At 64.1% G+C, this 14,389-nt stretch carries 17 protein-coding genes; 10 read left to right on the forward strand and 7 right to left on the reverse strand.

All coding sequences use genetic code 11. From position 1 onward, the window contains the following. Positions 1–4: 4 nt before the first annotated feature. Complete coding sequence (gene ppk1 / locus AC6H0N_RS06880; protein ID WP_497573358.1) at positions 5–2,086, reverse strand: polyphosphate kinase 1; 2,082 nt, start codon at positions 2,084–2,086, stop codon at positions 5–7. A gap of 188 nt (positions 2,087–2,274) precedes the next feature. On the opposite strand from ppk1, the gene ppx reads away from it, so the two are divergent. Genes ppx through AC6H0N_RS06910 form a run of 6 tightly spaced genes read left to right on the forward strand, consistent with a single transcriptional unit; the run spans position 2,275 to position 7,739 of the window. Further along, positions 2,275–3,783 (forward strand): exopolyphosphatase, encoded by a 1,509-nt coding sequence (ppx, locus tag AC6H0N_RS06885; RefSeq protein WP_497573359.1) that lies wholly within the window; start codon positions 2,275–2,277, stop codon positions 3,781–3,783. Positions 3,784–3,786: 3 nt separating this feature from the next. After that, positions 3,787–4,548, forward strand: coding sequence for an enoyl-CoA hydratase-related protein (locus AC6H0N_RS06890; protein WP_497573360.1), 762 nt, complete (start codon positions 3,787–3,789; stop codon positions 4,546–4,548). Positions 4,549–4,552: 4 nt separating this feature from the next. Further along, a complete protein-coding gene (locus AC6H0N_RS06895) occupies positions 4,553–5,350 on the forward strand; it encodes a TatD family hydrolase (protein WP_497573361.1) in 798 nt (265 codons plus the stop codon). Between the two features lie 28 nt (positions 5,351–5,378). Then, a complete protein-coding gene (locus AC6H0N_RS06900) occupies positions 5,379–6,128 on the forward strand; it encodes an electron transfer flavoprotein subunit beta/FixA family protein (protein ID WP_497573362.1) in 750 nt (249 codons plus the stop codon). Next, positions 6,128–7,066 (forward strand): electron transfer flavoprotein subunit alpha/FixB family protein, encoded by a 939-nt coding sequence (locus AC6H0N_RS06905; protein ID WP_497573363.1) that lies wholly within the window; start codon positions 6,128–6,130, stop codon positions 7,064–7,066. The genes AC6H0N_RS06900 and AC6H0N_RS06905 overlap by 1 nt, the downstream gene beginning before the upstream one ends. Positions 7,067–7,073: 7 nt before the next feature. Beyond that, complete coding sequence (locus AC6H0N_RS06910; RefSeq protein ID WP_497573364.1) at positions 7,074–7,739, forward strand: energy-coupling factor ABC transporter permease; 666 nt, start codon at positions 7,074–7,076, stop codon at positions 7,737–7,739. Between the two features lie 51 nt (positions 7,740–7,790). Here the strand turns inward: AC6H0N_RS06910 and AC6H0N_RS06915 are convergent, their stop codons facing one another. The 6 genes from AC6H0N_RS06915 to ompR are packed head-to-tail and all read right to left on the reverse strand — an operon-like array spanning position 7,791 to position 11,806. Beyond that, positions 7,791–8,573 (reverse strand): peptidyl-prolyl cis-trans isomerase, encoded by a 783-nt coding sequence (locus tag AC6H0N_RS06915; protein WP_497573365.1) that lies wholly within the window; start codon positions 8,571–8,573, stop codon positions 7,791–7,793. 10 nt (positions 8,574–8,583) lie between these two features. Then, positions 8,584–8,865 carry a BolA family protein gene (locus tag AC6H0N_RS06920; protein WP_497573366.1) on the reverse strand — a complete coding sequence of 94 codons (282 nt, stop codon included), beginning with the start codon at positions 8,863–8,865 and terminating at the stop codon, positions 8,584–8,586. Further along, entirely contained in the window at positions 8,862–9,161 is a 300-nt protein-coding gene (locus tag AC6H0N_RS06925) for a YciI family protein (protein ID WP_497573367.1), read from the reverse strand. Before AC6H0N_RS06925 ends, AC6H0N_RS06920 begins: the two co-directional genes overlap by 4 nt. 52 nt (positions 9,162–9,213) lie before the next feature. Further along, positions 9,214–9,612 carry a group II truncated hemoglobin gene (locus tag AC6H0N_RS06930; RefSeq protein WP_497573368.1) on the reverse strand — a complete coding sequence of 133 codons (399 nt, stop codon included), beginning with the start codon at positions 9,610–9,612 and terminating at the stop codon, positions 9,214–9,216. A 27-nt stretch (positions 9,613–9,639) separates the two neighbouring features. Continuing rightward, positions 9,640–11,082, reverse strand: coding sequence for an ATP-binding protein (locus AC6H0N_RS06935; protein ID WP_497573369.1), 1,443 nt, complete (start codon positions 11,080–11,082; stop codon positions 9,640–9,642). Then, positions 11,063–11,806: an osmolarity response regulator transcription factor OmpR gene (ompR, locus tag AC6H0N_RS06940; protein ID WP_497573370.1), complete on the reverse strand. Its 744-nt coding sequence runs from the start codon at positions 11,804–11,806 to the stop codon at positions 11,063–11,065. The genes AC6H0N_RS06935 and ompR overlap by 20 nt, the downstream gene beginning before the upstream one ends. Positions 11,807–11,987: 181 nt before the next feature. Between ompR and AC6H0N_RS06945 the strand changes: the two genes are divergently transcribed. The 4 genes from AC6H0N_RS06945 to AC6H0N_RS06960 are packed head-to-tail and all read left to right on the forward strand — an operon-like array spanning position 11,988 to position 14,378. After that, positions 11,988–12,386 (forward strand): hypothetical protein, encoded by a 399-nt coding sequence (locus AC6H0N_RS06945; RefSeq protein ID WP_497573371.1) that lies wholly within the window; start codon positions 11,988–11,990, stop codon positions 12,384–12,386. Between the two features lie 53 nt (positions 12,387–12,439). Next, the gene (gene tsaB, locus AC6H0N_RS06950; RefSeq protein WP_497573372.1) at positions 12,440–13,123 is read left to right on the forward strand and encodes a tRNA (adenosine(37)-N6)-threonylcarbamoyltransferase complex dimerization subunit type 1 TsaB; all 684 of its coding nucleotides are present in this window, start codon (positions 12,440–12,442) and stop codon (positions 13,121–13,123) included. Continuing rightward, on the forward strand, positions 13,120–13,572 hold the full coding sequence (gene rimI / locus AC6H0N_RS06955) for a ribosomal protein S18-alanine N-acetyltransferase (protein ID WP_497573373.1): 453 nt from the start codon (positions 13,120–13,122) through the stop codon (positions 13,570–13,572). The genes tsaB and rimI overlap by 4 nt, the downstream gene beginning before the upstream one ends. Continuing rightward, entirely contained in the window at positions 13,569–14,378 is an 810-nt protein-coding gene (locus tag AC6H0N_RS06960) for a uracil-DNA glycosylase (protein ID WP_497573374.1), read from the forward strand. Before rimI ends, AC6H0N_RS06960 begins: the two co-directional genes overlap by 4 nt. The last annotated feature ends 11 nt before the right edge of the window (positions 14,379–14,389 follow it).

Consider the following 14,389-nt stretch of genomic DNA (forward strand, 5'->3'; position numbering starts at 1 on the left):
TCGCTCAGGAGTTCGACAGTTCCTGCTGCAGCATGAGCTGCGCCGAGCGGCGCGTACCACGGCCGCTGCGGCGGCGATAGCGGCCGTCCGGCAGCATTTCCCAAGCCTGCGTGTTGTCTGCCATGTAGGCGCGCAGGCCTTCGCGGATGACACGTCGGCGCAGCTTGGGGTCGAGCACCGGAAAGGCGATCTCGATGCGGCGGAAGAAGTTGCGGTCCATCCAGTCGGCGCTGGACAGGTACACCGTGTCCTCGCCATTGGCGTGGAAGTGGAAGATGCGGTGATGTTCCAGGAAGCGCCCGACGATGGAGCGCACGCGGATGTTCTCGGACAGCCCCGGCACGCCCGGTTTGAGCGCGCAGGGACCGCGGACGATGAGGTCGATCGGCACGCCGGCCTGTGAAGCGGCATACAGCGCCTCGATGGTCTCGGCCTCGAGCAGGGCGTTCATCTTGGCCATGATGCGGCTCTTCTTGCCGGCGCGCGCGGCCTCGGCCTCGGCGTTGATGGCGGTCACCACATTCGGCTGCAGCGCGAACGGCGCCTGCCACAGGTGCTTGAGTGCAGAGGCCTTGCCCAGCCCGGTGAGCTGCTTGAAGACTTCAGCCACGTCGGCGCCGATCTCCTCATTGCAGGTGAGCAGGCCGAAATCGGTATAGAAGCGCGTCGTGCGCGGGTGATAGTTGCCGGTGCCCAGGTGCACGTAGCGCACCAGCCGGCCGGACTCGCGCCGCACCACCATCAGCATCTTGGCGTGTGTCTTATAGCCCACCACGCCATACACCACGTGCGCGCCGACTTCTTCCAGGCGGTTGGCCAGCATGATGTTGGCCTCTTCGTCGAAACGCGCCATCAGCTCCATCACCACCGTCACTTCCTTGCCCTTCTGCGCGGCGCGCGCGAGCAATTCCATCAGCACGGACTCGGCGCCGGTGCGGTAGACGGTCATCTTGATGGCCAGCACCTGCGGATCGTCCACCGCCTCGCGCAGGATTTGCACGACGGGCTCGAAGCTCTGGAAGGGATGGTGCAGCAGGATGTCCTGCTTGCGGATGGTAGTGAAGATGTCGCGCTTGGTGTCGAAGCCGCGCGGCACGCCCGGTGTGAAGGGCGGGTAGCTGAGGTCCGGGCGGTTGACCCAGTCGGGCACCTGCATCAGGCGCACCAGGTTGACGATGCCCGGCGTGCGATAGACATCGGCACGTTGCAGGCGGAATTGCTGCAGCAAGAAGTTTTCCATCTCCTCCGAGCAGGTGTCGGCAATTTCCAGGCGCACGGCGTCGCCGAAGTGGCGCTGCTGCAGTTCGCCCTTGAGCGAGGCCATCAGGCTTTCGACTTCCTCTTCGTCAACGAACAGGTCGGAGTTGCGCGTCAGACGGAACTGGTAGCAGCCCAACACGCGCATGCCCGTGAACAACTTGTCGGCGTGAGCGTGCATGACCGACGACAGGAACACGAAGGTGTATTCGTGCTGGCAGATCTCCCGCGGCAGCCGGATCACGCGCGGCAGGGCGCGTGGCGCCTGCACGATGGCGGCGTCCGAGTCGCGGCCGAAAGCGTCGCGGCCTTCGAGCTCGATGGCGAAGTTCAGACTCTTGTTGAGCACGCGCGGGAAGGGGTGGGCCTGGTCGAGCCCGATCGGCGTCAGCACCGGGCTGACTTCGCGGTCGAAGTAGTCCTCGATCCACTTGCCCTGTTCCTCGGTCCATTCACCGCGACGCAGGAAGACCACGCCCTCGGCTTCGAGCGCCGGCAGGATGTCGTCGTTGAGCAGTTCGTATTGTTGGGCGATCAGCGCGTGTACTTCGGCGCTGACCTTTTCGAGCAGCTCGGTCGGCGTCAGTCCGTCGCTGCCGGGGGTGCGCATGCCCAGGCGGATCTGTTCCTTGATGCCGGAGACGCGGATCTCGAAGAATTCGTCGAGGTTGCTCGATACGATGCACAGGAAGCGCAGGCGTTCGAGCAGCGGCACGTTGCGGTCGGCCGCCTGCGAGAGCACGCGGCGCTGGAAGCGCAGCAACGAGATCTCGCGATTGATGAAGTGCTCGATGGGATAGTTGTTGGTTTGGCGCTGGGGCAGTTTCATCGTCGTTCCGGAGGGCGCGGTAGCGCGCAGGCGGCCCATGCTGACCGGGCCGTATTACGTTTTCATGACAGTTCGCAAAGCCGCCTTACAGCTTACCGCAGACCCCGACAGGCGGGGCGCTGCAGCGGACGCGAGTGGTAGAATCCGGCACATCTGCATTGCACGCCAACGGCGCTCACCCGAACATCATGCATGAACTGATCGCCGCGATCGACCTGGGTTCCAACAGTTTCCGGCTGCAAGTCGGAAAGATCGTCAACGATCAGATCTATCCGCTCGACGGTCTGAAGGAGCCGGTGCGACTGGCCGCCGGCCTGACCGGCGACAAGCTGCTCGACGAGGCGGCCCGTGAGCGCGCGCTGGCCGCTCTGGGGCGCTTCAACGAGCGTCTGCGCGGCTTTCCGCGCGGCTCCGTGCGCGCCGTGGCAACCAACACCCTGCGCGTTGCGAAGAACGCCCGCAGCTTCCTGGCCGAAGCCGAGGCGGTGCTGGGCGTGCCGATCGAAGTCATTTCGGGCCGCGAGGAAGCGCGCCTGATCTACGTCGGCGTGGCGCACACGCTGCCCGATCCGCATCGTCAGCAACTGGTTGTCGACATCGGCGGGGGCTCGACCGAATTCATCATCGGCAAGAGTTTCGAGCCGATCCTGCTCGAATCGCTGTACATGGGCTGCGTCAGTTTCAGCCTCAACTATTTTCCGGACGGACGCATCGACAAGCACACCCTGCGCGATGCCGAATACGCTGCCCGACGCGAACTGCAGGCCATCTCGCGCGCCTATCGCCAGACCGGCTGGGAAGTGGCGGTCGGTTCTTCCGGTTCGGCCAAGGCGCTGGCCGACGTGCTGGAACAGAACGGCTGGTCGGACGGCGGCATCACGCTCGAAGGGCTGGATCGTCTGCGTGCCGCGCTGCTGCGCGCCGGGCAGCTTGATCGCCTGGATCTGGCCGGTCTGAAAGATGATCGTCTGCCGGTCATCCTGGGTGGCTTTTCCATCATGTCGGCGGTGTTCCACGAGTTCGGCATCGAGCGCATGGTGTTCTCGGAAGGCGCACTGCGTCTGGGCGTGCTCTACGACCTGCTCGGTCGCTACCATCACCACGATCTGCGCGACGCGACGGTGGACGCCTTCATCGGCCGCTACCAGATCGACCGCGCGCAGGCCGAAGCGGTCACCGAATCGGCGTGTCATCTGCTCGAATGCGTGGTGCCGGAAGCCGCCGACCCGGATCATCCGGACCGGCGCTTTCTCAGATGGGCCTCGTTGCTGCACGAGATCGGCATTTCCGTGGCGCATTCGAGCTATCACAAGCACAGCGCCTACATTCTGGGCAACGCCGACATGCCCGGTTTCTCGCGCATGGACCAGGCGCGTCTGGCGCGTGTCGTGCTCGGTCAGCGCGGCAAACTCGCGCGTATCGCCACGATGGAAGATGACAACCCCGATTGGCTGCTGGTGGTGTGCCTGCGCATCGCCTGTATCGTCAATCGCTCGCGCGACAGCCGCGAAGTGCCGCCGATTTCGCTGGAGCGCACCGAGCACGGCTTCGCGCTCGGCATTCCAGCGGACTGGCTGACCAGTCGGCCGCTGACCGCCGCCGCGCTGGAAGAAGAGCAGCGTCAGTGGTTGTCGGTAGGGCGTGGGCTGGCAGTGCTCTCGGATGCGTCGCGTCCGCGGCGCCGTAAATCGGGCTGAACCATGAGTGTCGCTGCCACCGTCTGCTGCCGTGTTGATGGGCCGCTTGCGAGGCTGCTGATCAACCGCCCGGATGCACTCAACGCATTGTCGTCCGACATGCTGCGCGCGTTGATCGGCGAGCTTGAACTCATCGCGGCGAGCGACTCAATTCGCGTAGTCGTCATCGAATCCGTCGGAGAGGCCTTTTGCGCCGGCTTCGATCTGGCCGAACTGGCCGAGGGTGATGCGACGACCCACCGCGAGGCCTTCCGGTTGTTCAACCGTTTCGTGCGTCGGCTGCAGAAGATTCCGCAGCCCGTGATTGCCCGCGTGCACGGCCTGGCTACCGCTGGCGGCTGCCAGATCGTGGCGATGTGCGATCTGGCAGTGGCGTCGAGCGAAGCGCGCTTTGCTACCTCGAGTATCGGGCTCGGCTTGTTCGGCGCGGCGCCGGCAGTCGGTCTGTCGCGCAACCTCGGGCGTAAGGCCGCTTTCGAGATGCTGTTCGGCGGCGAGTTTGTCGATGCCACAGAGGCCTTGCGTCTGGGCCTGGTGAACCGGGTGGTCGAGCCCGCACAGCTTGACGCGGTCGTGGCCGAAATGGCCAACACTATTTGTGGTCACCCGCCCGCCGCAGTGCGCGCAGGCAAGCAGTTCTTCGTGCGCCAGCTCGAAATGGGCATCGATGCGGCGCATCAGCTTTCGGCCGAGGTCATGGCCGACAACCTGCAGGACGAAGAGGCGCGCCGGCGAATCCGCGATTTTCTGGCCCGCAAGGAGTAGGGCGATGGCGTTCGAGGGCCTGATCGACACACATTGCCATCTCGACGCGTCGGAGTTCGACAACGGGATTGAAGCGGTGCTTGAGCGCGCGCGTGCTGCCGGCGTGAGCGGATTCATCGTGCCGGCGATCGGCCGGGTAAATTTCGACGCCGTCGAAGCCTTGGCGGCCGCCCATGACGATGTGCGACATGCGCTGGGAATCCACCCTCTGTTCGTCAATTCTGCGTGCGACGACGATCTGGAGGCCCTCGAAGGGCGGCTCGCGGCGGGCGGCGTACTCGCGGTGGGGGAGATCGGGCTGGATCACTACGTCAGCGATATCGACCCCGAGCTGCAACGGCGCTTTTTTGTCGGACAACTCAAGCTCGCGCGCCGTTTCGGACTGCCGGTGATCCTGCATGTGCGACGCGCCGTTGACGCCGTACTGAAGGAGCTGCGACGCATCGAGGTGCCCGGAGGCATCGCCCACGCTTTCAACGGGAGTCGGCAGCAAGCCGATATCTTCATCTCCATGGGCTTCAAGCTCGGCTTTGGAGGCTCATCGACCTACTCGGGCTCAACGCGTATCCGCAAGCTTGCGGCCACGCTGCCGGCCGAAGCGTTGGTGCTGGAGACCGACTCGCCGGACATCCGGCCGGAGTGGGCGCAGGAGATTCCGAATGAGCCCGCAAACCTGGTGAAAATTGCGTCGATCATCTCCGAACTTCGCGGAACGAGCGCCGAAGAATTGATCGAGCAAACCGCCCGCAATGCGCGGTCCGTATTTCCCGGCCTGTCGGCGCCGACAGGAGTTTCGCGATAATCACCCCGAACAACAGGGAGACAGCACAGTGAAAGTGATGGTGCCGGTCAAACGCGTGGTCGATTACAACGTCAAGGTGCGCGTGCGCGGCGACGGAACAGGCGTCGAGCTCGATGGCGTCAAAATGTCGATGAATCCCTTCGACGAGATCGCAGTGGAAGAGGCGGTGCGTCTGCGCGAAGCCGGTATCGCCAGCGAGGTGATTGCAGTCAGTTGTGGCAGCGAGGCCTGTCAGGAGACGCTGCGCACCGCGCTGGCCCTTGGCGCGGACAGGGCAGTGCTGGTCGAGACCAGCCAAACCCTGCAGCCGTTGGCAGTCGCCAAGCTGCTCGCTGCGCTGTGTGCCCGCGAAGCGCCCGGGCTGGTGATTTGTGGCAAGCAGGCAATCGATGACGATGCCAACCAGACCGGACAGATGCTGGCCGCGCTGATGGGCTGGGCCCAGGCCACGTTTGCGTCGAAGCTGGCGCTTGCCGACGGGCGGGTCGAGGTGACGCGTGAAGTCGATGGCGGTCTGGAGACCATCTCGGTGCAGCTACCGGCGGTGGTCACGACCGATCTGCGGCTCAACGAGCCGCGCTATGCGACCTTGCCCAACATCATGAAGGCCCGCAAAAAGCCGCTTGAACGTACGACAGCCGATGAACTCGGTGTGGATGCAGCCCCACGGCTGCAGGTGCTGCGCGTCACCGAACCGCCCAAGCGTCGTGCCGGCGAGCGCGTGCCGGATGTGGCTACGCTGGTCGATCGTCTGCGCAACCACGCCAAGGTGATCTGATGGCCATTCTCGTCATTGCCGAACACGATAACGCCAGGCTGCGCCCAGCCAGCCTTGCAACGATAGCGGCCGCATTGCAGATTGAACCGCATGTCGAGGTGCTGGTGGCCGGCGCTGACTGTGCCTCGGTGGCGGGTGAGGTCGCGCGTATCGCGGGGGTGAGTCGCGTGCGCTGTGCCGATGCATCCCACTACGAACATGAGCTGGCCGAGAACTTTGCCGCGCTGGTGGTAGCTAACGCTGCCGGATACAGCCACCTGATCGCGCCGGCCAGCACCTTTGGCAAGAACCTGATGCCGCGCGTGGCCGCACTGCTCGATGTGGCTCAGATCAGCGACGTCTGCGCGATCGAGTCGGCCGAGCGTTTCGTGCATCCGATCTACGCCGGCAACGCGCTGGAAACCGTGCAGAGCACCGATGCCGTAAAGGTCCTGACGATTCGCGGCACTGCTTTCGAAGCGGCAACGCCGGGCGACGGGCTTGCTCCGGTTGAAGCGCTGGAGGCCGGGCCGGATCTGGGGCTGTCACGCTTCGTTTCGCGCGAAACCACAACGTCCGACAGGCCCGAACTGGGGTCGGCGCGGGTGGTTGTTTCGGGCGGGCGCGGCCTGGGCAGTGCCGAGAATTTTCAGACCATGCTGACGCCGTTGGCGGAGCAACTCGGGGCCGCACTCGGCGCATCGCGCGCCGCGGTCGACGCGGGCTTTGTGCCCAACGACTGGCAGGTTGGCCAAACCGGCAAGATCGTGGCGCCTGAACTGTATGTCGCCGTGGCCATTTCCGGTGCCATCCAGCATCTGGCCGGCATGAAGGAATCCCGCGTGATCGTTGCGATCAACAAGGATCCGGACGCGGCGATTTTCCAGGTAGCGGATTACGGCCTGGTGGCCGATCTGTTCGACGCGGTGCCGGAGCTCATCAAGGCGCTAGCGCGCTGACGGCACCATGAATCTCCCCTACGCACTCTTCTCTTGGCCCTGGCATCTTGGTGCGGCGCTGCTCGCCATCGCCAGCTTGCTGCTCGCCGGGCTGCGCGTTGACTGGCGCGCGCTGACGCATTCGGCGCCGCGCCTGAACGCCTTGCTCGGTTTTGCGGTGATCATGACCTTGTTGTGGAGTCTGCGGGCTGGGGTGCTGCCCGGACTGAATTTGCACCTGCTTGGCGCGATGGCGGCCTGTCTGATGTTCGGCCCGCGCCTGGCACTGTTCGCGCTGGCGCTGGTGCTGACCGGCATCACCCTCAACGGCGCCGTGGAGTGGGCCGCCTGGCCAATCAATTTTGTGGTGATGGGCCTTGTGCCGGTGCTTGTGGCGCAAGCCTTGCGCGCGATCGTGGAGCGATTCCTGCCCGGCCACTTCTTTGTCTACATCTTCGTCATGGCGTTCGCCGGAGCAGGACTGGTCATCTTGGCCACCGGCTTGTTTGCAACCTTGCTGTTGCTGGCGGCGGGAGCCTATCCGTGGTCGCATCTGGCCAGCGAATATCTGCCGTATTTCCTGCTGCTGGCCTTCTCCGAAGCCTGGATCAGCGGCGCCGTGACGACGATGATGGTCGTCTATCGCCCTGAGTGGGTGGGGACCTTCGACGACCAGCGCTACCTGCGGCGTTGAAACAGAAACGGCGCTCCAGAGGAGCGCCGTTCATATGCGTCACCCGCCGACTTACTTGACGGAGGCCTTCTCGCGCAGCGCCTGCATGTGATCGTCCACGCGCTTTTGCTCAAGGAATTCGCGAATCTGCGGCTTCAGCTCTGCCAGCGACGGCGGGGCGACGTCGCGCAGATCGTCGAGCTTGATCACGTGATAGCCGAAATCGCTCTTGACGGGCGTCTTGGTGAACTGGCCTTTCTTGAGTGCAGAAAGCGCATCGCCAAAAGGTTTGACGTACTGGTTGGCAGCGCTCCAGCCCAGCTCACCACCTTTGTCGCGCGAACCCGGGTCCTTTGAGGCCTTGGCGAGCTTGGCGAAGTCTTCACCGGCGGTCAGGCTGTCGATGATCTTCTGCGCTTCGGCTTCGGTCTCGACCAGGATGTGGCGCGGCTTGTACTCGGTGCCGCTCATCTGCGGCTTGACCTTTTCGTATTCAGCGCTGATCTCTGCGTCGGTGACCGGGTTCTTGGCGAGGTAATCCTGCAGGTAGGCGCGAACCATGATGGCCTGGCGGGCCAGACCAAGCTGGGTCTGGACGTCGGGCTTCTTGTCGACGCCGGCGGATTCCGCAGCCTGACCCAGTACTTCACGACGGATCAGCTCTTCACGGATCGCTTCGCGCAGTTCCGGCGTATCGGGCACGCCCTGCGAGCGCTGCTCGTTCATGATCACGTCCATGCGCGCTGCCGAAATGGTCTTGCCGTTCACCGTCGCCACCGGCTCGGCCGCGAATGCGACCTGGCAGAGGAGAGCGGCCGCGAGCGCGACGGCGAGGCGGTGGGGGATGAGTTTCATCGACGTTCCTTCAACGGGTGAGTGAATGATCGGCCTCATCGGCCGTGAGGGCCTTGATGGCCAAAGCGTGGATCGGACCCTGCATCATGTCGCCGAGCGCGGCGTAGATCATACGATGGCGTGCCAGCGTGCCGTGGCCCTGGAAACAATCGGAAACCATGCGCAGCCTGTAATGGCCGCCGCCGCTGCGTGCGCCTGCGTGCCCGGCGTGCAGATGGCTTTCGTCCTCGATTTCGAGCACAAGCGGTTGAAGGCTTGCGAGGCGTTCGCGGATCTGGTCGATGCGGTTCAAGGCAGGACTTTCTTGTAGGGGCGTACCGACGTGCGGGCAAATACGCCAGCAGCAACGTAGGGGTCGGCGGCGAGCCAGGCCTCGGCTTCGTCAAGCGAAGCGAATTCGGCAATCACCAGACTGCCGCTGAAGCCGGCCGGGCCGGGGTCTGGTGAGTCGATGGCAGGCATCGGGCCAGCCACGAACAAACGACCCGCATCACGCAAGGCTTCAAGGCGGGCCAGATGGGCGGGGCGGGCAGCCATGCGGGCCGACAGCGATTCGGGTACATCTTCGCCGATGAGTACGTAGAGCATTGGTTTGTCCTGTAGTTCGGGGGCCGGCGTACAAGCGGGCAATTGTAACCGATCAGGGCTTGTGTAGCCTGGCGTCAGGCTGATTGCGCATGTGATCGGCGATGCCCGAAAAGGCCTGTTCGAGCTGGCTGCGCAGCGTCTCGTCGGCAATCGTGTCGGCAAGCGCTCGGCGCATGCACAGCATCCAGGCGACGGCATCCGGCGAGGCGATGCTGAAGGGCATGTGGCGGGCGCGCAGAGCGGGGTGGCCGAAACGTTCGATGAACAGGTTGGGGCCTCCAAGCCAGCCGGACAGAAACATGAACAATTTCTCGGTGGATTCGTTCAGGTCGGCCGGATGCATGGTGCGAATGCTTTGTGCTTCCGGCAGCGTGTCCATATAGCGGTAGAAGCGGGTGGTCAGCGCACGCAAGGCCGGCTCGCCGCCGATGCGTTCGTAGGGTGTACTCAAGCAGAACTCCGGGACGGGTGGGGTGGTTCAGACCATCTGTGTAGGCGGATCGGTCAGCATCTTATCGCGCTTGCGTCGTTCCGAGGCCTTGAGCGGCATCACCAGCACGGCGCGCAATCCGCCCCCCTCACGCGGCAACAGGTCGAGATGGCCATCGTGGGCGCGCATGACCCGGTCGATGATCGCCAGCCCCAATCCCGCCCCTTTGGTGTCGGAGCGCGCAGCCTCCAGACGCGTGAACGGGCGACGCAGGCGCTCGACTTCCTGGGCAGGAATGCCGGGGCCACGATCAGCCACTTCGATACAGGCCGAGTTTGCGTCCTGCCAGACGCGGACGTCGATCGGGCTGTTCTCGGCGTAGCGCAGTGCATTGTCGATCAGGTTGGAAATGGCACGGCGCAGCGGAAGCACACGGGCCGCGGATCGCAGTCTGCCGGATGACGCGAAGCGGACGTCGACGCCGCGTTGGCGATGCGGCTCGATCAGGCTTTCGACCAATGCGCTCAGATCGACGGTTTCCATGGGCGTCGACGGTTCGCCGCGTCCGAAATCGAGGAACTGGCCGATGATGCGGTCCATTTCCTCGATGTCGGCAATCATCGGAGAGAGATCTTCATCGGAGGCGCCGGTCATCTCGATGCCCAGCCGCAGGCGTGCCAGCGGCGTGCGCAGATCGTGTGAAACGCCAGCGAGGATCAGTGCGCGTTCGGCCTCGTTGTGCGCAAGGTCACCGGTCATCTGGTTGAATGCGCGGGTGACGATGGCGATCTCCTGCGGGCCGTCCTCGGCGAGCTCTGGGGGCTTGCGCCCGCTACCGACCATCTGTGCGGCGCGAGCGAGGCTGCGCAGCGGTGTCGAAATGCGTGAGACGATCAGGAAGGCGCCCAGCAGGGCTACCGAAAAAGCCACGATGACCCACACCAGCCAGTCCTGATTGTCAGCGTAATCCAGGCGCTCTGCAGGCAGCCGCACCCAAAAGTCGTCTTCGTCTTCCGGGTCGAGACGAAAGCTGATCCAGAACCCGTCGAGTGTCTTCCAGCGCATCGCCAGGCGGGTATGGTCGCCCAGTTGCCGACGGATCTCGGCAGAGAGCAGGCCCATCGAGCGCGTGTTCGGCAAGGGCACGATTTCGTCGGTGTCCTCCGACGGGTAGATGCGGATGCCTTCGAGTGCTGCCAGGTCGATGAGCAGCTCGGTGCGCCGCGACACTTCGGCGTTGATGAGTGCCGTGCGGGTGAGGTTGACGATGCTGGCGCCGGTCTGGGCCAGGTCCCGCGCGCGCGCAGGTTCATGGAAATGACGAAAGATCGCCGACCAGACGGTCAGTGACAGGATCAGCACCAGCGTAATCAGCAGGAAGGTTTGCCACAGCAGGGAGCGGGGCAGCCAACCTCCGCCCGCAGCGGGCTGCGCCGGGCGGGGGCGGCTCGTTTCCGTCGCGGAGACGGGGTCAGCCTTCTTCCGGCTCACTGGCGCGGCTGTCCTCGGGGACAAAGACGTAACCGAAGCCCCATACCGTCTGCAGATAACGCGGCTTCGAGGGGTCGTCTTCCACGAGCTTGCGCAGGCGGCTGATCTGGACGTCGATGGCGCGGTCGAAAACGCCATATTCGCGGCCGCGCGCGAGTTCCATCAGTTTGTCGCGAGACAGCGGCTGGCGCGGATGCTGCAGCAAGACCTTGAGCAGCGAGAACTCGCCGGTGGTGAGGGTGACGTCTTCGCCATCCCGCGTCAGCGAGCGGGTACCGAGATTCACGACGATGCTGCCAAAGCGCACGACCTCGTCGTCCAGGGTTGGCGCTCCCGGCAGGGTGGTCGGTTGGCGGCGCAGTACGGCGTGAACGCGTGCGACCAGTTCGCGCGGGTTGAACGGCTTCGGCAGGTAATCATCGGCACCCATTTCGAGTCCGATGATGCGATCGACCTCATCACCCTTGGCTGTCAGCATGACGATCGGTACCGTGTTCTCCGCGGCGCGCAGACGCCGGCAGATGGTCAGTCCGTCCTCGCCCGGCAGCATCAGGTCAAGCACGATCAGGTCGTAGTGTTCCCGGTGCAGGGCGCGGTCCATACTGGGCGCATCGCCGACCCCCTTCACCGTAAATCCCTGCTCCATGAGGTATCGGGAAAGCAATTCGCGCAAGCGTGCGTCGTCGTCAACGATGAGAACCTTGTAGCGAGTTTTTCCGTTCATTTTCCGATCCAGTCGGTTGGAAGTGCCGCAATAGTAGCGGTATCCAACGGTTTCCCGGCAGTTGTTGGCAGTAACGCTTCGTAAGTCTCTGGCGATTAAGCAATGCGTGCTTACAATGCATTCGTGGGTGTCGTGGGTGAGTTGCTGCACGACCCAGCTAATCACGGTATGTTGCGCCCCGGTGATGCGCAACGCGAGAGTAAACCCCATCATGCAGATTGTCAGCCCGTCCTGTCAGCTTCGTTCGCGGTTCACGCGTTCCCTGCGCTTTGTTGTCGGCGTTGCCGGTTTCATCGCCTCTTTCGGAGTGGCTGCGGGCGGCGTCTTTCCGGCGCTGTCCCAGACCGGCTCCGCTGCACCCAATGGGCGTCAAGCGGATGCAGTCGGGCTCGAGCGTCATGCGCTGCCCGATCAACGTCTCAGTCTCAAACGCACTCTGGTCAATGGTCGCCCGCCCTCCGGTTCGGAGGAACGCAAGCATTTGTCGCTGGAAGAGCGCCGTGCGCTGCTGCAGGACCTGCGCGATGTCACGCGCGATCTCAACGACGGCGGGTATTCCAGTCTTCGTTCGGGCAACTGAATCCTGCATCCGTCTGCGGTAGCAGGCGCTGCATGGCGGTAGAATCGACCGCCATGAAAATTCTCGCAATCGAAACCTCCTGCGAACACGCTTCGGTCGCCCTAGCCATTGACGGGGCGATGCTCAGCCGTGATCTGCAAGGCCACGCCAATCATTCGGAGCATCTGTTGCCGACGGTGAGTGAATTGCTCGCTGAGGCCGGGCTTGCTGTTAGCGGGCTGGATGCGATCGGGTTTGGTGCAGGTCCCGGCGCCTTCACTGGCCTGCGGCTCGCGTGCGGAGTGGCCCAGGGGATGGCGATGGGCGCCGACATCGGTGTTGTGCCGATCTGTACGCTCCAGGCCCTCGCATTGCAGGCCGACAAGCCGGCCGTGTTGGCGCTGACGGATGCCCGGATGGGCGAAATTTATGCAGCGGCGTACGTTTTCGACGGCGCGATGGTGCGTGAGGCGCTTGCTCCGTGTTGTGTTGCCCCTGCCGGATTCGAGGTGGCAGGGGATTGGCATGTTCTCGGATCGGCACTGCAAGCGTATCCGGACTTGTTTCCGGAAGGTGCTCGCGGCGTGTTGGGGCGCGAGCCGCGGGCGGTTCCGCGGGCACGTGAAGTGGCCACACTTGCAGCGATCGCCGCGGAGCACGGCGCTTGTTTGTCACCGGAGCAGGCAGTACCGCTGTATATCCGGAACAAGGTGGCTTTGACTACGGCAGAACGCATGGCGCGCGGAGGCAAGGCGTGAGTGGCGACACGAGTCTCGACCCGATGATCGAGGCTGACCTCGAATGGGTCGTTACCCATGAGCGCGAATTGCATGCGTTTCCATGGTCCCACGGCAATTTTTCCGATTCGCTGGGCGCGGGCTATCTCGCGCATGTATTGCGCCTGGGTGGCGAGCGCGTGGCGTATGCGGTGATGATGTTGGTCATGGACGAAGCACATCTTCTCAATCTGAGCGTAATCCGCAGCCACCAGCGCGCCGGACTCGGACGAGTGTTGCTCGAGCGCTTGTTCGAACTGGCTCGCAACCATGGCGCAACCCAGTTGTTCCTTGAGGTTCGACCCTCAAACGCCGCAGCGCTGGCACTTTACCGCGCGTGCGCATGCGAACCGGTCGGACGGCGTAAGCGGTATTACCCTGTGGCGGGCGGTGAGCGCGAGGATGCAATCCTGATGCGGAGGGCGCTGTGAGCAGCCTGCGCGATTCTGTACTGCGTGAAATGGGCCTCGGCCCGGTCTGGCGGTTGCGGAGCAGGGCAGTCACGTCGCCCGAAGACCGCGCGCCGGAGGCCCCACAAGGGGCCCCAGAGCGTTCGCGATCGGCGTCGGCGCGCCCGCTCATCCCCGCAAAGCCGGATTTGTCGGCGCCGCCGCCGGAAGTTCCAGCACCAGTGGTCGTCGATGAAGCGCGCGCCTCGCGCATCGCCCAACTCACCTGGGACGAACTTGAGTCCGATATTGAGCAATGCCGTGCCTGCCGGCTGTGCGAAGGCCGTCAGCAAGTGGTGCCGGGGATGGGAGACCGCGAGGCGCAGGTGATGTTCGTAGGTGAAGGACCTGGTGCCGAGGAAGACCGCCAAGGCTTGCCGTTCGTCGGCGCCGCCGGACAACTGCTGGACGCAATGCTGGCTGCCATCGGGCTGTCGCGCGAGGCCGGCGTGTACATCGCCAACACCGTAAAATGTCGTCCGCCGCGCAACCGCACGCCCGAAGCGGACGAAATGGCCGCCTGCAAGCCCTATCTGGAACGGCAGATCCAGCTCCTGGAGCCACGCCTACTGGTGGCTCTCGGCCGTCCGGCTGCTCAGGTGCTGCTTGGAGATGCCGACCTGCGTATCAGCGCGGTACGCGGCAGGTTGTTCCGGCATGCCGACACCCCCGTTCTGGTAAGCTACCACCCTGCATACCTGCTGCGAAATCCGGCGGACAAGGCAAAAGTCTGGGAAGATTTGTGCGCGATCCGACAGCAGCTCGAAGCCGCGGTGGATGCTGACTAAGACCAACGTGT

The sequence above is a fragment of the Pseudazoarcus sp. NS34 genome (assembly GCF_059703725.1).

What these genes read in the sequence shown, in the direction of transcription:
- ppk1 (WP_497573358.1), bottom strand. Translation starts at nt 2,086, where the DNA reads ATGAAACTGCCCCAGCGCCAAACCAACAACTATCCCATCGAGCACTTC.
- ppx (WP_497573359.1), top strand. Translation starts at nt 2,275, where the DNA reads ATGCATGAACTGATCGCCGCGATCGACCTGGGTTCCAACAGTTTCCGG.
- AC6H0N_RS06890 (WP_497573360.1), top strand. Translation starts at nt 3,787, where the DNA reads ATGAGTGTCGCTGCCACCGTCTGCTGCCGTGTTGATGGGCCGCTTGCG.
- AC6H0N_RS06895 (WP_497573361.1), top strand. Translation starts at nt 4,553, where the DNA reads ATGGCGTTCGAGGGCCTGATCGACACACATTGCCATCTCGACGCGTCG.
- AC6H0N_RS06905 (WP_497573363.1), top strand. Translation starts at nt 6,128, where the DNA reads ATGGCCATTCTCGTCATTGCCGAACACGATAACGCCAGGCTGCGCCCA.
- AC6H0N_RS06910 (WP_497573364.1), top strand. Translation starts at nt 7,074, where the DNA reads ATGAATCTCCCCTACGCACTCTTCTCTTGGCCCTGGCATCTTGGTGCG.
- AC6H0N_RS06915 (WP_497573365.1), bottom strand. Translation starts at nt 8,573, where the DNA reads ATGAAACTCATCCCCCACCGCCTCGCCGTCGCGCTCGCGGCCGCTCTC.
- AC6H0N_RS06925 (WP_497573367.1), bottom strand. Translation starts at nt 9,161, where the DNA reads ATGCTCTACGTACTCATCGGCGAAGATGTACCCGAATCGCTGTCGGCC.
- ompR (WP_497573370.1), bottom strand. Translation starts at nt 11,806, where the DNA reads ATGAACGGAAAAACTCGCTACAAGGTTCTCATCGTTGACGACGACGCA.
- tsaB (WP_497573372.1), top strand. Translation starts at nt 12,440, where the DNA reads ATGAAAATTCTCGCAATCGAAACCTCCTGCGAACACGCTTCGGTCGCC.